Below are 20,432 nucleotides of genomic sequence, written 5' to 3'. Positions count from 1 at the left end.
ATAATATAAAAATTATAGATATAAAATTTGTCGCCTTTTAAGCGACCTATATAAACTATTATAGTGCTATCATAAAAATAATAAAAAGCAAGGGAGGATAGCACTATGAAAAAGGGGTTAACTGAACTAATATTTATACTTGATAGAAGTGGCTCAATGTGTGGACTTGAAGGAGATACTATTGGAGGATTTAACTCAATTTTAGCAAAGCAAAAAAAAGAAGAAGGAGAGGCTGTAATAACTACAGTATTATTTGATGACAAATACGAATTGCTGCATAATGGTGTTAATATAAAAGATGTAATTCCTATAACAGAGAAGGAATACTATGTAAGGGGAACAACAGCACTGTTAGATGCAATAGGAAGAACTATAAATAAAGTTGTAAATGAACAGAAAAACAAATCAGAGGACGAGCGTGCTGAACACGTTTTATTTGTGATTATAACAGATGGAATGGAAAATGCCAGCCAAGAGTATAGTTTTGACAAAGTTAGACAAATGATAGAATATCAAAAAACTAATTATGGTTGGGAATTTATATTTCTTGGTGCAAATATTGATGCTATTTCTACTGCAGCACGTTTTGGAATTGGGCAAGATAGAGCAGCAAATTATAATGCGGATAAAGAAGGAGTATTACTTAATTATCAGGTTATTAATGAAACAGTTAGTTGTTTACGCACGAGTCACAAAATCGCAGATAATTGGAAAGAACGTATAGAAGAAGATTTTAAGAGGAGAAGAAAATAGAAATAAATTTTAAAGATAGGCCATATCACACATATAACTTATGTAAAGTGATATGGCTTATCTTTTAAAAGTTGAGTTATATTATTAATAAAAGTATGGTTTAAATTTGATTATTATAAAAGGATTATTTGAAAAAAATACAATTTTATTATAAAATAAACTTCGAGTAAAACTCATTATCAAAATTATATTTATTAGAGCTGTTGAGACTTTATAGAGTTAAAATAAAGTTAATTTAAGTTATGTAGTAATGCTCAAAAATTAATATTTTGGAGGAACAATATGTATAACTATGTTATTGTAGGTGCAGGATTTGTTGGATGTGTATTGGCAGAAAGGATAGCAAATGTTTTAAACAAAAAGGTTTTAATAATTGAAAAGAGAAATCACATTGGAGGAAATGCTTATGATTATTTTAATGAGGATGGAATTTTAGTACATAAATACGGTCCTCATATTTTCCACACAAATAATAAGGAAGTTTGGGATTATCTTTCAAAGTTTACTGAATGGTATCATTACCAACACAGGGTATTGGCATATGTTGATGGACAAACTGTTCCAATGCCTATTAATTTAGATACAATAAATATGTTATATAATACTAATTTTACACCAGTTGAGTTAAAAGATTTTTTTGAAAAAATAAGAGATAAGAAGGAAGAAATATTAAATTCAGAGGATATGGTCATTAGTAAGGTTGGGAAAGAACTTTATGAAAAGTTTTTTAAAGGATATACAAAAAAACAATGGGACTTATATCCATCACAATTAGAGCCAGAGGTCACAGCAAGAATACCGATTAGAACCAATAGAGATGGAAGGTATTTTACAGATAAATATCAAGGTATGCCAAAGTATGGTTATACCAAAATGTTTGAGCGTATGTTAAACAGTTCAAATATACATATAATGTTAAATGTGGACTATAAAGATGTTATAAGCAATATAGAATATGAAAAATTGATTTATACAGGCCCAATTGATTATTATTTTGATTATAAATATGGCAAACTTCCATATAGGTCATTAAAGTTTGAATTTGAAACTTTAGATTGTGAAAAATATCAAGAGGTTGGAACTGTAAACTATCCAAATGATTACGACTTTACAAGAATAACTGAATTTAAACATTTAACAGGCCAAAAACATTTTAAAACAACAATTGTAAGGGAGTATTCTACATCAGAGGGTGAACCGTATTACCCAATTCCTCAAAAGAAAAATATTGAACAATACAAGCTCTATGAAGAAGAGGCGAAAAAATTAGATAATGTATATTTTGTTGGACGCCTTGCGAATTATAAATATTTTAATATGGACAAGGTAGTAGAGGAGGCTCTAAATCTTTTTAATGAAAGCATAAAATAATTTTTTTGAATTTCAAATTGATTTTTGCGATTAAATTTTACAAATTTATAAAATTTATGGGTTAAAAATTAAGATTAAATTAAAAATACTTTACCTATATTGACTGTATAGAAAATAAATGATTATACTTAAAAAGTAAATGTTCTAAATCAATAGAACTTTAGCAATAAACTCTTAAAGGAGTAAGGTTTAATAATATGAGAAGGATTAGAAGTATATATAACTTTATACCTCAATATGCTGTAATTCCGTTGCTCTTATGCGTAGTAATCAATTTTTCAGTATATTCTGGAGCACGGTTGTTTTATAAAAACAGGGTATTTCACGATTTGACAACCAATTTAGATAATATGATCCCAGTAGTACCGATATTTATAATTTTTTACTTAGGAAGTTATCTGTTTTGGATTTTTAACTATATATTAATAAGTCGAATAAGCGAAGAAAATTGCTATCGACTTGCGATATCAGATATATTAGGTAAATTAATCTGTTTTATTATATATATTACATTTCCTACAACCAATATTAGACCAAATATTGTTGAATCAAACATTTTTGTGGATATGCTCAAATTTGTATATAGCGTAGATGCAGCTAATAATCTTTTTCCATCAATCCACGTTTTAGTTAGCTGGTATTGTTTTATTGGCATTAGAAATAATAAAACAATTCCTGTTTGGTATAGGTATTTTTCTTTGTTTATGGCTATAATGATAAGTATATCAACTTTAACTACAAAGCAGCACGTTATAGCAGATGTTATTGCAGGATTAGTGTTAGCTGAAGTAACCTGGAAGCTTTCTTTACAGCTACAACTTTACAGAGCAAAAAAATTAGTAAATCAGGAGGTATAAATGAAGGTTTTAACTATAGCAATTCCTTGCTACAATTCAGCATCTTATATGGAGAGAGCAATAGAATCACTACTTGTGGGAAGTGATGATATTGAAATTTTAATTATTAATGATGGATCTAAGGATAATACAGCAATAATTGCTGACGAATATGAGAAAAAGTATCCAAATATAATACGTGCAATACACAAAGAAAATGGTGGACACGGCGATGCTGTAAACACAGGATTAAAATATGCAACAGGAATGTATTATAAAGTTTTAGATAGCGATGACTGGTTTGATAAAAAAAGTTTTATCAAAGTGTTAGATGTTTTAAGAAGTATGGCCAATAAACCTGAGCCAATTGATATGCTAATTACAAATTATGTATATGAAAAGGTAAGTATAGGAAAATCAAAAAGCATTAACTATAAAAGTGCTATGCCGGAGGAAAGAATTTTTACTTGGGATGATATAGGAGATTTCAAAATAAGCCAGAATATATTAATGCATTCTGTTATTTATCGTACAGAGATTTTAAGAAATTGTAATTTAGAGCTTCCGAAACATACATTTTATGTTGATAATATTTTTGTGTTTAAACCATTACCTTATGTAAAAACAATGTATTACATAAATGTTGACCTTTATAGATACTTTATTGGAAGAGAAGATCAGTCAGTTAATGAAAAAATAATGATAGGACGTATAGATCAACAGATAAAGGTTACAAAGATAATGATTGATCTATACGATCCTACACAAATAGAGAGCAAAAAGCTTCGTAAATATATGACTCAATATTTAACTATGATGATGACAGTGAGTACAGTGCTCCTTTTAAAATCCAATACAGTAGAAAACTTAAATAAGAAGGATGAGTTATGGAATTATTTACGTTCTAAAAATAAAAACTTATATGAAGAAGTAAATAAAACGTTGTTAGGCAAACTAATGCAAATGGATACTTTTATAGGGAAAAAGATAATATTATCAGGTTATTCTTTATCAAAAAAAATTTACGCATTTAATTAATGATTTATATTTGTGATAGAACAAAGAATTATTTTGAAAAAAGGACAGGTATGAATAATACTTGTCCTTTTTTATATAAGATTTGTATTACTAATTTCATAGAAAAACATATTTGCTTACTTACAAGCTTAAAATTATTTAATAATCGTAACAAAGTGTAAAAAAATTGAAAAATTTATTGATTAAAAATATTCTGTATATTAAAATAAAACTGAAAATATTGAGTATTTCAGTTTTATTGAAGGGAGTTTTAAAAATGAATAAACCGGTTTTATCCTCTCATTTTCAATCAAGAACACCATCAGATATAAGATTAGCACAAATGAAATATGAAGAGCGTAAAGTTAAGCCGCAAGCTGTTATAAATGTAGGTATAGGAAATGTATCACTTCCAACTAATCCAGCTATGATGAAGAGAATGTTCTCACTTGATGCAGCTGAAAGTCCATTTTCAAAAGGGGTTATAAGATATTCAACTACGGCTGGTTTTAAAGAATGCCAAGATGCATTTAAAAATATTTTAAAATGTGAAGGTTTTGATACAAGTAATCTTTATGTTCAAATAACCGATGGTGGTTCAGCTGCTATGGAAATACTTTTATTAGGGGTATGTGGCCCTGCAGGTTCAGATGAAAGACCCCTTTTAATGATTGATCCAGCGTATACGAATTATATTTCCTTTGCTGAAAGAATAGGCAGAAGGATTGTTACAGTTAAACGTAAATTAAATGAAAAAGGGAAATTCAGCCTTCCTGAAATAGATAAAATTGAAGAAATGATAAAGAGGTACAATCCGGGAGCACTTCTTGTTATACCATATGACAACCCAACAGGACAGTTATATGATTACGAAACACTTATTGAACTTGCAAAACTATGTGTAAAATATAATATGTGGATGGTAAGTGATGAGGCATATCGAGAACTTTATTATACAGATGATACAAGATTAGTAAGTATATGGGGAATAACAGATAAAGAGGTTCCAGGAATTGAAGGTAGAAGGATAAGTATAGAAACTGCTTCAAAGGTATGGAATGCCTGTGGCTTGAGAATAGGTGCATTAATAACGGACAATGTAGAATTTAATAATCGTGCTGTAGCAGAATATACAGCAAACCTTTGTGCAAATGTATTAGGACAATACATATTTGGAGCACTTGCCCACGAATCAAAGGAACAAATTTTAGATTGGTGTAAAAACCTTAGAAACTATTATAAAGAACAGATTATGACAGTATACAACGGTCTTAAAAACTTAGAACCAAATTTAATTGTTTCAAGTCCTGATGCTTCAATATACTTGGTTATAGATGTTAGAAATGTAGTAAAACCAGGATTTGATTCAATTGATTTTGTTCTTTACTGTGCAGAAAAGGGTGTGGTTGAAATAGATGGTGTTGAAACAACATTATTAGTAGCGCCAATGAAGGGTTTCTACAATGTTGAGGAGGGTGAATACAACCCTGGAACTACACAATTTAGAATTTCCTTCGTAGAGTCACCAGATAAAATGGCAAAGGTTCCTGAACTATTTGTAAAGCTACTAAAACAATATGAGTCACAACGATGATTTTATTAGGTAGACATATTATTTATATATTGTATTAATTTTAATATTGATAGCTGATACAGGCATTTTCTTTAAATGTCTGTATTTTTATTTAGATTTTAAAGAGAAATTATTTGAAATATATAATTCTATATTTAATTTCAGAATATTTTATATTGACTATGGAGTGGGTAGGTTTTATAATATACCCATAGGGGGTATATTATAAACTGAGATAAAAAAATTATAATAATAATTTTATACTTAAATAAATTAATAGGTTTATAAATAATTTAATAATCCTATCAAAAAATAAATCTATCCGAAATTAGTAAATAAAATATGTTGAGGTGATTATTATGGAAAAAATAGTTATAATAGGTGGTGTAGCAGCGGGTGCTACAGCAGCAGCAAAAGCAAGAAGACTTTCGGCTGATGCTAAAATTACAATTCTTGAAGCTGGACCAGATATATCATTTGCAAATTGTGGGCTTCCATATTATATAGGGGGAGATATTAAGAATAGATCAAAACTTATACTACAGAGCCCAGAAAGTTTTTATGAACAATATCAAGTAGATGTTTATGTTAATACAAAAGCAATAGAATTAGATAGACAAAATAAAATTGTATATGCTGTTAATACTGTTACAGGTGAAAAGATGGCTTTTGATTATACAAAATTAATTTTAGCTCAGGGTGGTAAGCCTATTGCTCCACCAATTCCAGGTGCAGAACAAGATCATGTTTTTCAACTTTGGACACTTGAAGATATGGATAAAATACATTCATTTATAGAAGATAAAAAACCCAAAACAGCTGTTGTTGTAGGTGGTGGGTTTATAGGACTTGAAATGACAGAAGCATTAGTAAAAAGAGGGATAAAGGTTTCAGTAGTGGAAATGATGCCTTACGTGATGAGTATAATGGAAGCAGAAATAGCAGGTTTTATTCAGCAAGAAATGTTGTCATATGGGGTAAATATACTAACAGGTAAAGCTGTATCTGAGATAGGTAAAAACAGCGTAACACTTAAAGATGGCATAAAAGTGGATGCAGATATGGTATTATTATCAATTGGTGTTAGACCTACATTACAACTTGCACAAGAAGCTGGTCTTGCTATAGGCGATGCAGGAGGACTATTAGTTGATTCAACATTAAAGACAAGTGATGACAATATTTATGCAGCAGGCGATATGATTGAATTTGAACACAGAGTTCTTGGTAAGAAGGTTCGTATTCCTCTGGCGGGCCCTGCTAATCGTCAAGGAAGAATTGCAGCTGAGAATGCTCTTGGTAAAAAACATGAGTATAAAGGCCCTATTGGTACATCAATAGTAAGGGTTTTTGATGCAGTTGCAGGAATTACAGGGCTTTCATTAAAAGCTGCAAGGTCTGTAGGATTTAATGCAGATGCAATTGTAGTTCATAAGGAACACCATACTTCTTATTATCCTGGATCAGAATTAGTTACAGTGCTTATTGTTTATGATAAAGATACTGGATTAATATTAGGAGGCCAAACAGCTGGTTATGCAGGAGCAGATAGAAGGTTAGATGTTTTAGCAACTGCTGTGGCATCAAAACTTACTGTTTATGACCTTGCTGATATAGATTTTGCATACTCACCACCATTAGGAACTGCAAATGATGCTATTAATATGGCAGCCTTCGTAGCTGAGAATAGAATTTCAGGTTATTCACCTTCATTAACTGTTTCTGAAATTGATGATTTTTTAAATGGAAAAGATGCGTTGTGGATTGATGTTAGAGATGTATTTGCATTTGAAAAATCACATGTAGAGGGTGCAGTAAATGTACCACTTGAAATGATAGCAACTGTTCTAAACAGAATTCCAAAAGATCAATTAATATTAATTTATGATCAAACAGGAAAGAAAGGACATCAAGCAGTACGTACTTTTATTGGGGCAGGATTTACAAATGTGTATAATGTAAGTGGTGGATTTGAAAGTCTTTCACGTTATATAAGGGCAATTAATCCAATAAATTTCCAAATTAATTTACCTTCACCAGAAGTCAAAAAAATAGGAGAAAAGAATACTGAAGATAAGAAGAATGTTGCAACAGAAGAAATAAAGAAGGAACAGTCTAATGAACCTTTAATTGTTGATGTTCGTACAGAAGAAGAATTTGAGTATGGAGCATTTCCAGGGGCTATAAATATACCTTTAGATGAATTAGAATATAGAATAGATGAATTAGGAAATAAGGATAGAAAAATAATTTTATATTGTGCGTCAGGAGCAAGAAGTGCTTATGCTGTTCAAATTCTTAGAGCTTATGGTTTTACAAATCTTGAAAATGGTGGCGGATTAACAAGAATGATGGCACGCTTAAGAAATAAATAAAAATAATAGGTAATAGGCAATTTGATTGGTTGAACTCTTAGTTTTTGATGATATAATTGTATTATAAAGCAAATATAAAGGATATATTATTTTGTTAAATTTTGGGGGTAGAAATGAAATTTCAAATTACAAATGAAAATATTCAAAAATATAATGGAATAACTAAACTAGAATTTCCAAAGTATACAACACAATTAATTAACTTAGCAAATCAAAATGCACAGGGAACTAGACCAAAAGTTGTTGGACAACTATCTGAATTGTTTCAAGAATTTCAAAATCAGACAAACGATATTTCTATTGAAAATTGGGAAAGTTGGTATTTAGATAAATATCCCAATGCAATTGAAGAAGCAACAATAAAAATTTATGAACAGATAGAGAACTTTAAAAAAGCTATAGAATTGATAGATAAAAATTTAGTGGAAAAATGGGTTCGAGATCTTGTTATTAATAAAACATATAATGGTTTATATGTTCAACAAGCAATTTTAGCAGCATTTGCTGAAAAGACAGGCCAAGATTTTAGATTAGCTACACCTTATGAAGAATCACAAGGTATTGATGGTTTTGTAGGAGAAACTCCCTATTCTATTAAACCTGATTCATATAAAACAATGGGACATTTGTCAGAAACAATTAATGTAAAAATGATTTATTATTCAAAAACTAAAACAGGTTTGTATGTTGAAGTGGAGGAATAGCTGTCAAATTAACTTTTATATTTATATTAAAATACAAACAAATATCAGATCAATCTAAAATTGTTTTTACAAATCCAGAAGTAATAGACCAAATAAAAAAACATGTCACTTAAGACATGTTTTTTTATTTATATTTAGTTAAACATATAAAATTAAAGTAAATAACTCAAACAAAATACTGTATGTTGCAATGGGGTAAATTATTAGTTATTATAATGATGTTGTGGATATTACTTTAGAAGATTAAATTAGCTTAGTTAAGCACAAGAAAGGATGAACTTAATGAGTACATTCCATAAATTATATTTTAAAAATTCATCAGATATGTCAGAAATCCCTTCTAATTCAATAGATTTAGTTGTAACATCGCCACCATATCCAATGATTGAAATGTGGGATGAGCTATTTTTTGAAGACCAAAATGTCAAACAGTCCTTTGAAAAAGGTGATGGCAGAAGTGCATTTGAATTTATGCATCAAAATCTTGATAAAGTTTGGGTGGAATTAAGTAGAGTTGTAAAAAGTGGAGGAATTGTTTGTATAAATATAGGAGATGCAACTAGAACAATAAATAATAATTTTGAAATTTATATGAATCATTCCAGAATAATAGCCGCAATGAATAAATTAGGTTTTAAATCTTTACCGTCTATAATATGGAGAAAGCAAACAAATGCACCAAACAAATTTATGGGGTCTGGTATGTTACCAGCAGGTGCATATGTTACATTAGAACATGAATATATATTAATTTTTAGAAAAGATAAAAAAAGAGAATTTAAAACGCAGCTTGAAAAGAAGATTAGGCAGGAAAGTGCTTATTTTTGGGAGGAGCGTAATATATGGTTTTCTGATTTGTGGGATTTTAAAGGAGTTAATCAAAATTTAAAGGGAAATTCACGTTCAAGAAGTGCTGCTTATCCATATGAATTAGCCTATAGATTAATAAATATGTATTCTATTAAAGGAGATACTATCTTAGATCCTTTTTTAGGTACAGGTACAACTACTATAGCAGCGATGGCTTGTCAAAGGAATAGCATTGGTTATGAGATTGATAAAAATCTTTTAGAAATTATTGAAGAAAATGTATGGAAATCTATATCTTCGGCCAATAAGAGAACTCTTCAACGTATTAAGGATCATGACTATTTTATAAAAAATTACGAAAAGCCCATAAAACATTTTAATCAAAATTTAAAAATGCCAGTTATAACAGGTCAAGAAATAAATATTAAATTTAGTCTGATTGATAAAATTGAAAAAAATAATGATTATAATTATACTTGCTACTATAAAGATGTAATATTAGATGAAGATTTTTAAAATAGAGGAGGACAAGAGATGAAGATTTCAAAGAAGGATGCGTTGATGTGGTTTGAATTTTTTGCACAACTACCAGAGGATGAGGAGTTAAGTCCAAAGCAAGAAGAGATTGTTTATGCGACTTTTGCACAAATTGAAGCAGTAGTTGAACATAGAAATAGTATGCTAATGTCTCAAATTAAAAATTTAAGAACATTAGAAAACAGAACTTATTTTGTTGGAAATGAAGATAAATTTCCTAAAGGTTGTCGTTCTTGTTTACTGGGCAATGGTTTGGGTGCTATTAGAAAAACAAACAAGTGTAATTTAGATTGTAAGTTTTGCTATAACTATGGACAGTTAGAAGATATGCCTCCAGTTGGAGAAGGTTTATGGGAAATTGGAGGAACAAAGTTTTATGAAAGGGATATAGATCTACTTTTATCAATACAAAATAAACCTACTGGTGTTGCATATGTATATTTAGAACCATTTATGGAAATTGAAAAATATTATTCTGTAATAAAAAAATTTAGTGAAGCTAAAATCCATCAACATATGTACACAAATGGTACTTTGGCAACAGAGGAGACATTAAAGGCATTAGGTGAAGCTGGACTTAATGAGATACGCTTTAATTTAGGTGCTACTAACTGTTCAGACAAGGTTATAGAAAATATAGGTATAGCGAAACAGTATATTGAAAGAGTAGGTATTGAAACACCAATGACACCTGAGTTTTTTGAATCATTTCTAAAGAAAAAACAGGCTATATTAGATACAAAACTTGATTTTATAAACTGTGCAGAACTTCATTTAAATGAAAATAACATATACAATTATTATGGAGAAAATATGTATATATCAAGAGGTGGTTATATTTCACCAATTTGGAGTAGGGAGCTTACTCTTAAACTAATGAAAATTGCTGAAGAAGAAAACTGGGATTTAGTGGTTCACGATTGTTCAAACTATACAAAGTTTGCAAGAGGTTTAAATTTAGGCAGCAAAGAGGGAAAATGGTTTGGAGCAAGTAACTATTCTTGTGAGTTTTCAAGAATTCCATATGATGTATTTTTACCTATTTTGCAAGATGATAATTTTAAATTTTTAAGTGAAGAAGAATTACCATATGGATACAGGCCAGGGGAATTATTTTTCTAAAATATTGACACCTATATCAACCTAAAGTGAAAACTTTGATTTTTAAATAAATTTAAATCACCACTTTGGACGTGAATTTTTACCAATAGGTAAGCCAATGGAAATATTCAAAAAATAGTATATACAAAAATATGAAAGAAAAAGAGTCTTCTACAAATGAAGGTAGAGGGCTCTTTTTCTTTCATATTAAATAAACACTATTTACATTTAGATTTGATTATTGTATAAATATTTATTGTAATAATCTATAATGAAGAGCAATAATATGTTATAATACTTTTAAAAAGGGTTATATTTTAAATATCAGGGGGAGAAAAAATGGAAGTAGATAAAATTAAAAAATTCGAAGAGTTTTTTGCAAATTCCTTCAGGGATGGGAAAGTAGTGAGAGAGTTGAGGTTATCTTCTGAGGAAGTAGAATATATTAGAAAATCATACCCAAATGTTCAAATATCTAAATTAAGTGGATATGAAAAAAATAAGGATAAAAATTGGTATACAGTTAAATTAGGAAGATAAGTTTTAATTTATAAAAAATTACATTAGAAAGTAGGTTGTGAGATATGGAACATAAGAATAAAGCAGTTGTACTTGGAGCAAATTATTATATTGGACTTAGTGTTATTAGATGTCTTGGAAGTGAAGGAGTTAAAGTAGCAGCAGTTGATTATTCTAAAAAGGGTACATATGGATTTTACTCAAAATATTGTTCAGAGATTTTGATAGGTCCGCACTATAAGGAAAAGCCACAGGAGTTTTTACAATTTTTAATAGACTACGCAAAAAAGCAAGAGCATCCTCCAGTTCTATTTCCTTGTGCAGACCCTTATGTAGAGTTTGTTGATGAACACTTAGACGTATTAAAGCAGTATTATTTAATACATAATATGGAGCAAGGTTTATATACAAAGCTTATGAATAAAGGAACTTTAAGGGATTTGGCAATAGAACACGGAGTCAGAGTTCCAGAGACTGTAAGTGTTGATGAAGAGAATTTTATTGAAAAAGTAGAAGAACAAATTAAGTATCCTTGTTTAGTAAAACCTGTTGATTCTCATACCTTTGTTTCAATATTTAGAAGAAAGCTTTTTAAAGTTTATAATAGAGAAGAATTATTGTCTTGTGTTCAAAAAGCAAAGGAGGCTAATACGGAAGTTATAATTCAGAGGATAATAAAAGGTTTTGATGACTGTATGCACACCTTTGATGCCTATTTAAACAAAGATTCAAAGGTAACTCATTGGGTTACTTGTCAAAAGATGCGTCAATATCCTATAAATTATGGTGCTTCTGTGTATACAAAACAAAAATATGTACCAGAACTTTACGACATAGGAGCTAAATTTTTAGAAGGAGTAAAGTTTAAGGGATTTGCAGAAATTGAGTTTAAAAAGGATGAGGAAACAGGAATTTTCTATTTGATTGAAGTAAATGTTAGAACAACAAATTTAAATAATCTTTTATATAAGGTTGGAATTAATATGCCATATATTGCCTATAGGGATTTAACAGGAAATCCATTGCCAAATGATGCTGTGACTTGGGATACAAATAGAGCCTTTTGGTATGCCTATGAAGACATTTTAGCAATAAAAGAATATATTCGCACTAAACAGCTAACTTTATCTCAAGTTATTGCTTCCTTCTTTAGACCAAAGGCCTATGCAATTTGGGATATTAAAGACCCAAAGCCATTCTTCGTATTTTTAAATTCAAAAATATCAAGGGTATTTGATAAGATATTTAAAAGGGGATAAAAATTATTATTTGAGAGGAGAGTAAGATGATTAAATTATATGATTTAATAAAATGTCTTGACGAAGTAGAAATAAGAAATGGTAAAAATATAGATATAGAGGGAATAGCTTATAATTCCAAAAACGTTTTAAATGGTGATTTGTTTGTATGCATTAAAGGATATAAAACAGATGGACATAAATTTATATTAGATGCAGTTACAAATGGTGCAGTTGCACTTGTTGTTGAAGAGTTTCAAGATGGTTGGACAATACCTCAAATTAAAGTAAAAAACAGTAGAGAAGCATTATCAAGATTAAGTGATAGATTCTATGGTAGTCCTTCTAAAAAAATGAAGGTGATTGGTGTAACAGCAACTAATGGTAAGACAAGCACAACTTTTATGACAAACGCTGTATTGGAAAATAATGGTTTTAAAACAGGCCTAATAGGTACAGTTGCTGTTAAATATGGAAATACAATTATACCTGCAAACTTGACAACTCCAGAATCATTAGACTTACATAGATATTTTGATAAGATGTATAGGGAAGGGATTACCCACGTAACTATGGAGGTGTCCTCTTCAGCACTTGATTTGAAACGTGTAAATGATGTGGATTTTGACATTGTTGTCTTTAATAACATAAGTAGAGAACACATAGACCTTCACGGTTCCTTTGAGGAATACTTTAGAGTAAAATCAAGTCTTATTACTAATGCAAAGGAAAATCAATTTGCTATTTTGAATTTAGATTGTCCATACGTTGCTTCTCTTGTTGATAAAACAAAGGCCAAGGTTATAACTTATGGTATTGAAAACCCAAATGGACATCTTTATTGCAAAAATATTGACCTTTCAACAGGACGAGCAAAGTTTACAGTTGAGATTAGAAAAGAGTTTAGAGGTGAAGATATTCTTTATACACCAACCTCCTTTGATGTAGAGCTTAAAACGCCAGGATACCACTCGGTTTATAATGCTATGGTTGCAATTACTGTTGGATTAATATGTGGTGTTCCAATTGATGTTATAAAGGATGCACTATTAAAGTTTGGCGGTGTTGAGAGACGTTTTGAAATAATATATGAAGAGGATTTTAAGATTATAGACGACCATTTTGCAAACCCTGGAAATATAGATGTGACATTAGAAACACTACAAAAGATGAAGTATAACAATTTAAAGCTGGTTTATGCAATAAGAGGAAATAGAGGGCCTATAGTCAATAGAGAAAATGCAGAAACAATTGTAAAATGGGCACATAAATTGGGTCTAAAGGAAATAATTGCGACTTTAAGTAGATCCCATACGACTGAAAAGGATTGGGTTAAAGAGGAAGAAATACAGGTCTTTAAGGAAGTTATGAATAAAGCTGGTATAGATGTTATTTTATACGATGAATTGTATGATTCAATAAAGCACGCGATAAAGGAAGTAGGAAAAGATGATGTAATTCTTCTTGCTGGTTGTCAAGGAATGGACTATGGAGCAAAGGTTGCACTTGAAATCATAAGAGAACTAAATCCTAATATAGATGCAGTTAAGTTATTTAAACCATTACAAAACAGAGTAGCAGGTGTGTAAATATACGTAGTCTAAAGAAAGAAGGGAAGATAGATGAACGATAAGGTCATAGGTATAATCGGAGGAATGGGACCAGAAGCAACTGCAGATCTATTTATGAAAATAATTCAAAAAACAAAGGTTGAAAAGGATCAAGATCATTTTAGAATAATAATAGACAACAACCCTAAAATTCCAGATAGAACAAAGGCAATTTTATATGGTGGCGAAAGTCCAATAAATGCACTTATAAATACTGCAAAGAATCTTGAAAAGGCTGGTGTAGATGTTGCGTGTATTCCTTGTATGACATCGCACTATTTCATAGAAGAAATTCAAAACAGTGTGTCTTACCCTATAATAAATGCCTTTGATGTAGTAAGAGAATGTATATTTAAGCATTATCCCAATGCTAAAAATATAGGTGTTTTGGCAACGACGGGAACAGTTAAAACTGGTATATTCAAAAAACATCTCGATTTTGCTAATGTTATATATCCATCTCCAACTATTCAAGAGGAAAAGGTGATGGAGGCAATATATGGCGAAAAGGGAATAAAAAGAGGTGTTAAAAACGAGATACCATTAAATTTATTAAAGAGTGCAGCAGAGCATTTAATTTCTCAAGGAGCAGAGCTTATAATACTTGGATGTACAGAAATAGGATTAGTTTTAAAACAAGAGCACGTTGAAGTACCTGTGATTGACCCTATGGATGTTTTAGCTGATGCACTTATAAAATAACAAAAAACGACAACACATTGTAGCAATAATCCCCATCTTAATTGTGTTAAAATACAATTGAGATGGGGTGATTTATGTGGACAAATATATACTAATGAAGGAAGTAGAAAAATTAAATCGAATGGTAGAATGTACTGATTATAATAAATTGCAAAATAATGACATTATAAAGCAAAGTCAAATAGTAGATAAACTAATAGTTGCATATATGAAGCAAATGCACAATAAAATAAAAGTAGCAAAGTAGGAGGAATTATGAAATTTCATAGAGCAGTTGCTGTATATATATTAAATACAAAAAATGAAATTCTATTACTTTATCACAAAAAACTAAATACGTATCTTCCGCCAGGTGGACACGTTGAAGAAGGGGAGTTAACTCACGTTGCAGCAGAAAGAGAAGCCTATGAGGAGGCTGGCGTTAAAATTGAGTTTATTGATGTAAAAAATAATCTTGGTGATGAAAGAGCAACACCTCTACCAACTCCTTTTTTAGTTCAGCTTGAGGATATAGGAGACCATTATCACGAAGATTTTGTGTATTTAGCACGAGCAAAAAGTGATAGGCTTATAAATAATGAAGGACACAAGGATATTGGATGGTTTTCAATTGATGAGGCCTATAAATTAGAATTGTTTGAAAATGTAAAAAAACAATTAGATTATATTAGAAAAATTATATGCGTTTAATCTAAAAAGTCCTCTTGTTAAGTCAGAGGGCTTTTTATTATGGGAACAGGTTTAATGGTTATATATGGATATTATTATAATTTATTCTATATCCAATATAAAAATTAAACTACATATAGGAATAAATATAATTTGGCATTTAATTTGCATATATTTAAAACAAGAATATTAAGGGGGGATTTATATGTCACAAAACCTACAGGTTGAAACTTCGACTGTAAAGAATAAGACGGTAAAGGTTCCACATACTTATGTAATCATCTTTATGGTAGTTTTACTTGCTTGGCTTCTTACATTTTTGGTTCCAGTTGGAAAGTTTGAAACTCAAGAGGTTAAGTACAAACAGGGAGAAAAGGAGAAGAAGAAGACAGTTGTTAAAGCAGATAGTTTCCAATATGAAGTTGATGAATCAGGTAATGTAGTTAGAAAACCTGCAAAACTATGGGGAACAGAGGATACTGGCGGTTATGGTATGTTAAACTATGTATTTGAAGGTCTTGTAACAGGAGATAAATGGGGTTCAGCAGTTGGTATAGTAGCATTTATACTTGTTATAGGCGGTGCGTTTGGAATTATTTTAAGAACAGGTGCAGTTGATTCAGGAATAATGTCAATGATAAAAGTAACAAAAGGAAAAGAATTTCTAATAATACCAGTTCTCTTTGTTTTATTCTCACTTGGTGGTGCAGTATTTGGAATGGGTGAAGAGACTATTCCATTCGCAATGATAGTTGTACCTCTTGTAATAGCTTTAGGATATGATGCGGTTGTTGGTGTGCTTATAACATATGTAGCAAGTCAAATTGGATTTGCAACATCTTGGATGAATCCATTTAGCCTTGCTGTTGCACAGGGAGTTTCTGGAGTTCCTGTATTTTCAGGTGCGACCTTTAGAATAATAATGTGGATTGTATTTACCTTTGCAGGTTTAGTTTATACAATGGTTTATGCAAGCAAAGTTAAGAGGAATCCAGAATATTCAGTTTCTAAGGAAGCAAATGAATACTTCAAAAAAGAAGCAATTAAAGAAGATGGAAAGCACGAATTCAATTTAGGACATAAATTAGTTCTTTTAACAATACTATTAGGAATAATTTGGGTTGTATGGGGCGTTACAAAGAAGGCTTATTACATTCCTGAGATTGCATCACAATTCTTTGTTATGGGACTTGTTGCAGGTATAATAGGTGTTATATTTAAACTAAATGATATGAAGGTAGATGACATTGCAACATCCTTCCAAAGAGGAGCAGCAGACTTAGTTGGAGCAGCACTTGTTGTTGGTATGGCAAAGGGAATATTAATAATACTTGGTGGTTCTGACCCTTCAACTCCAACAGTATTAAACACTATATTAAATGGAATGGGCAAAACAGTAGGTCAATTAGGAGGAGCTTTTGCAGCTTGGTTTATGTATCTATTCCAATCAATATTCAACTTCTTTGTTGTATCAGGTTCAGGTCAAGCAGCACTAACAATGCCAATAATGGCTCCACTTTCAGACTTGGTTGGAGTTTCAAGACAGACTGCTGTACTTGCTTTCCAACTTGGTGATGGATTAACTAATGTTATAGTTCCAACATCAGCTTGTTTAATGGGGGTTTTAGGTGTTGCAAGAATAGATTGGGGTAAATGGGCAAAATGGCAAATTAAGATGCAAGGATTCCTATTCTTATTAGGAACAATTTTCGTTCTAATAGCACACTTTATAGGATTCTAATATGTGTATTTAAAAATTAGCAAAAGGTAAAACAAGTTTTTCAGTCTGTTGAAATATATTGATTAGCCCCATGAAAGATTTCTTGGGTATTCGTTCATTTTGCTAAGCAATTCTAAGCTTTTCTTTGTTTGAAAAAGTCCTACCCTCGCGATGCCATCGTCCTGATGGCCGCTCGGCTCGGCACGTCCTGTGCCGAATTACGGACTTTTTCAAAGTCGAAAAGCAAGAATTGCTAAAGCTCATGAAAGAACCTATCGAAATCCTTTCATGGGGCTTTTTCAAATTTTAGCTAACAATTAGGTTTGTTAACAGGCCGAAAAGTAAACTACCTTTTGCTAATTTTTGTTTGCATTTTATTGTAGATAAGTATATAATAATATATGAACAATTATTCATATATTCAAGTGAGGTGATTTTATGGATAAAAAGATAGATATATGTTCCTGTAGCGTGATACACGAAGAAGTGGTTAATGAAGTAAAAAATAAAATGCCTGAGGAAGAATTGCTTTTTGATTTAGCAGAGTTTTTTAAGGTTTTTGGTGATAGCACAAGAATTAAAATAATGTATGCACTTTTTGAACATGAGATGTGTGTATGTGATATAGCAGCTCTTCTTAATATGACTCAATCGGCAGTTTCACACCAGCTTAGGGTGTTAAAACAAGCAAGACTTGTTAAATATAGAAAGGAAGGAAAAGTGGTTTATTATTCCCTTGATGATGAACATATAAAAGACATTGTAAAAGAGGGACTTGAACATATAAATGAAGGGAGATGAGGGATTTGAAATATGAATATTATTTAGAAGGTTTAGGATGTGCAAATTGTGCAGCAAAAATGGAAAAAAGGATTAAAGAAATAGAAGGTGTAGAGTTCGCTTCTATTGATTTTGTAAACAAAAAGCTAATAATTGAAACAAAGAATGTTGAGTCTGTATCAAAGGAAGCTGAAAATATAATAAAAAGTATTGAATCACACGTCAATATGGTAAGCATAAATAATTTAGAAGAGAAATTAGAGGAGAAAGAGGAATTAAAATCAAAATTTATTCAATACTTAATTGGAATTGTATTGTTCCTAATTATGATTTTTTCAAAAAATCAAAGCATAAAATTAGTTTTTGCTTTTATATCCTATATTTTAATAGGAGGTGACATTGTTTTAAAGGCCCTTAAAAATATTATAAAAGGACAAATTTTCGATGAAAACTTTTTAATGACAGTTGCAACATTTGGAGCCTTTTTAATAGGAGAGTATCCCGAGGCAATTTCAGTTATGCTTTTTTACAAGATAGGTGAAACTTTGCAGGATATGGCTGTTGATAAATCAAGGAAATCAATTAAAAACCTATTAAAGCTCAAGGCTGAATTTGCAAATCTATTAAAAGACAATAACCCTATAAAAGTTAAGCCTGAGGAATTAAAGATAGATGACGTTATTCTTGTAAAGGCAGGAGAGAGAATACCTGTTGATGGAGTAGTTGTGGAAGGGGTAAGTTCATTAGATACATCAGCATTAACAGGAGAAACTATGCCATATTTTGTGAATGAGGGTAAAGAAGTTTTGTCAGGAAGTATAAATTTAGATGGAATAATAAAAGTTAAAGTTACAAAGCCATACAAAGATTCAACAGTAAAAAGAATATTAGATTTAGTTGAAAACGCAGCAGCAAATAAAGCAAAAACAGAAAACTTTATTACAAAGTTTGCAAGATACTATACTCCTGTAGTAGTAGGTTTGTCCTTTTTACTTTCGGTGCTTCCACCTTTTTTAGGCTATGGTACCTATAAAGAATGGATATATAGAGCTTTAATATTCTTAGTTGTATCCTGCCCCTGTGCTCTTGTTATATCAATCCCACTTAGTTTCTTTAGTGGTATTGGGCTTGCTTCAAAAAGGGGGATTTTGATTAAAGGAAGTAACTATATTGAAGCACTTTGTGATCTAAAAACAGTTGTTTTTGATAAGACAGGAACGTTAACGTTAGGAAAGTTTAAGGTGTCTGATATTATGCCTATGAACGGCTTTAATAAAGAAGATGTGCTAAAGTATGCAGCATATGTAGAGAGCTTTTCTAACCATCCAATTGCAGTATCGATAGTAAAGGAATATGGAGAGTATATAGATAAAACTAAAGTAAATGAATTAAAGGAGATAGCTGGACAAGGTTTAATTGCAGTAGTAGAAGGTAAAAAAGTAATAGTTGGAAATTTAAATCTTATGAAGTTAAATGGTGTAAAAGTTTTAGAAGAATTAAGTGGAACAGTGGTATTTGTAGCAGTTGAAGGAATTTTAGCAGGCTATATAATTATTTCAGATACAATAAAAGGCTCAAGTAAACAAGTCATAGAAGCACTAAACAAATTAAATATAGATACAGTAATGTTAACAGGTGATAATAAAAACTCGGCAGAGAATGTAGCAGGACAATTGGGTATAAAACAATATTATTACGGGCTTCTTCCACAGGATAAGGTGGAAAGGTTTAACGAGATTAAGAAGCGGGCTTCAGGAAAAGTTGCCTTTGTTGGCGATGGAATAAATGATGCACCAGTTCTTAAAATATCTGATGTAGGAATTGCAATGGGGGCATTAGGCCAGGATGCCGCAATAGAAGCAGCAGATATAGTAATTACAAATGATGAAATAGAAAAGGTTTATGAAGCAATTAATATCTCAAAATATACAAGGAAAATTGTTTGGCAAAATATTATATTGGCACTTTCTGTTAAAATATTGGTGTTAATATTAGCAGCTTTAGGTTTATCTAATATGTGGGAGGCAGTTTTTGCCGATGTTGGGGTTGCATTACTTGCAGTATTGAATTCTCGAAGAATATTAAAGATAGATTACTAAAATTATATGTTAAAAGGC

18 protein-coding genes are annotated in these 20,432 nt (G+C 30.7%); all 18 read left to right on the top strand.

The genetic code is table 11. The features are described 5' to 3' along the window. Positions 1 to 105: 105 nt before the first annotated feature. The 18 genes from A3M9_RS0101355 (at position 106) to A3M9_RS0101270 (ending at position 20,414) form a co-directional block, all read left to right on the top strand. The gene (locus A3M9_RS0101355) at positions 106 to 753 is read left to right on the top strand and encodes a vWA domain-containing protein (RefSeq protein ID WP_027307612.1); all 648 of its coding nucleotides are present in this window, start codon (positions 106 to 108) and stop codon (positions 751 to 753) included. Positions 754 to 1,035: 282 nt separating this feature from the next. Further along, positions 1,036 to 2,124 carry a UDP-galactopyranose mutase gene (gene glf / locus A3M9_RS0101350; RefSeq protein ID WP_027307611.1) on the top strand — a complete coding sequence of 363 codons (1,089 nt, stop codon included), beginning with the start codon at positions 1,036 to 1,038 and terminating at the stop codon, positions 2,122 to 2,124. A 197-nt stretch (positions 2,125 to 2,321) separates the two neighbouring features. After that, positions 2,322 to 2,981: a phosphatase PAP2 family protein gene (locus A3M9_RS0101345; RefSeq protein WP_027307610.1), complete on the top strand. Its 660-nt coding sequence runs from the start codon at positions 2,322 to 2,324 to the stop codon at positions 2,979 to 2,981. Then, complete coding sequence (locus A3M9_RS0101340) at positions 2,982 to 3,998, top strand: glycosyltransferase family 2 protein (RefSeq protein WP_027307609.1); 1,017 nt, start codon at positions 2,982 to 2,984, stop codon at positions 3,996 to 3,998. A gap of 256 nt (positions 3,999 to 4,254) precedes the next feature. Continuing rightward, positions 4,255 to 5,571, top strand: coding sequence for a pyridoxal phosphate-dependent aminotransferase (locus A3M9_RS0101335; RefSeq protein ID WP_027307608.1), 1,317 nt, complete (start codon positions 4,255 to 4,257; stop codon positions 5,569 to 5,571). 338 nt (positions 5,572 to 5,909) lie between these two features. After that, positions 5,910 to 7,925, top strand: coding sequence for an FAD-dependent oxidoreductase (locus A3M9_RS0101330; protein ID WP_035165639.1), 2,016 nt, complete (start codon positions 5,910 to 5,912; stop codon positions 7,923 to 7,925). 113 nt (positions 7,926 to 8,038) lie between these two features. After that, positions 8,039 to 8,629 carry an MjaI family restriction endonuclease gene (locus tag A3M9_RS0101325; RefSeq protein WP_027307606.1) on the top strand — a complete coding sequence of 197 codons (591 nt, stop codon included), beginning with the start codon at positions 8,039 to 8,041 and terminating at the stop codon, positions 8,627 to 8,629. A 282-nt stretch (positions 8,630 to 8,911) separates the two neighbouring features. Next, the gene (locus A3M9_RS12930; protein WP_035165637.1) at positions 8,912 to 9,955 is read left to right on the top strand and encodes a site-specific DNA-methyltransferase; all 1,044 of its coding nucleotides are present in this window, start codon (positions 8,912 to 8,914) and stop codon (positions 9,953 to 9,955) included. Positions 9,956 to 9,973: 18 nt separating this feature from the next. Further along, a complete protein-coding gene (locus A3M9_RS0101315; RefSeq protein ID WP_027307605.1) occupies positions 9,974 to 11,098 on the top strand; it encodes a radical SAM protein in 1,125 nt (374 codons plus the stop codon). A 318-nt stretch (positions 11,099 to 11,416) separates the two neighbouring features. Further along, positions 11,417 to 11,617 (top strand): hypothetical protein, encoded by a 201-nt coding sequence (locus A3M9_RS0101310; RefSeq protein ID WP_027307604.1) that lies wholly within the window; start codon positions 11,417 to 11,419, stop codon positions 11,615 to 11,617. A gap of 44 nt (positions 11,618 to 11,661) precedes the next feature. After that, on the top strand, positions 11,662 to 12,855 hold the full coding sequence (locus A3M9_RS0101305) for a carboxylate--amine ligase (protein WP_027307603.1): 1,194 nt from the start codon (positions 11,662 to 11,664) through the stop codon (positions 12,853 to 12,855). A gap of 26 nt (positions 12,856 to 12,881) precedes the next feature. Further along, positions 12,882 to 14,423, top strand: coding sequence for a Mur ligase family protein (locus A3M9_RS0101300; protein ID WP_027307602.1), 1,542 nt, complete (start codon positions 12,882 to 12,884; stop codon positions 14,421 to 14,423). Positions 14,424 to 14,456: 33 nt separating this feature from the next. Further along, entirely contained in the window at positions 14,457 to 15,146 is a 690-nt protein-coding gene (locus A3M9_RS0101295; RefSeq protein ID WP_027307601.1) for an aspartate/glutamate racemase family protein, read from the top strand. A 76-nt stretch (positions 15,147 to 15,222) separates the two neighbouring features. Continuing rightward, positions 15,223 to 15,393, top strand: a complete 171-nt coding sequence (locus A3M9_RS14340) for an aspartyl-phosphate phosphatase Spo0E family protein (RefSeq protein WP_084106599.1) — start codon at positions 15,223 to 15,225, stop codon at positions 15,391 to 15,393. An 8-nt stretch (positions 15,394 to 15,401) separates the two neighbouring features. Next, on the top strand, positions 15,402 to 15,836 hold the full coding sequence (locus tag A3M9_RS12925) for an NUDIX domain-containing protein (protein ID WP_051350540.1): 435 nt from the start codon (positions 15,402 to 15,404) through the stop codon (positions 15,834 to 15,836). 184 nt (positions 15,837 to 16,020) lie between these two features. Then, positions 16,021 to 17,556 carry a putative basic amino acid antiporter YfcC gene (gene yfcC, locus A3M9_RS12920; protein WP_051350539.1) on the top strand — a complete coding sequence of 512 codons (1,536 nt, stop codon included), beginning with the start codon at positions 16,021 to 16,023 and terminating at the stop codon, positions 17,554 to 17,556. 417 nt (positions 17,557 to 17,973) lie between these two features. Further along, positions 17,974 to 18,336 (top strand): helix-turn-helix transcriptional regulator, encoded by a 363-nt coding sequence (locus A3M9_RS0101275; protein WP_027307600.1) that lies wholly within the window; start codon positions 17,974 to 17,976, stop codon positions 18,334 to 18,336. After that, a complete protein-coding gene (locus tag A3M9_RS0101270; RefSeq protein ID WP_027307599.1) occupies positions 18,333 to 20,414 on the top strand; it encodes a heavy metal translocating P-type ATPase in 2,082 nt (693 codons plus the stop codon). Before A3M9_RS0101275 ends, A3M9_RS0101270 begins: the two co-directional genes overlap by 4 nt. Positions 20,415 to 20,432 lie beyond the last annotated feature (18 nt).

It is taken from the genome of Caloramator sp. ALD01, assembly GCF_000472625.1.
Taxonomy (GTDB): Bacteria; Bacillota; Clostridia; order Clostridiales; family Caloramatoraceae; genus Thermobrachium; species Thermobrachium proteoclasticum.
The sequence above is the reverse complement of the archived record's forward strand: the minus strand, read 5'-3'. Positions and strand labels throughout refer to the sequence as shown.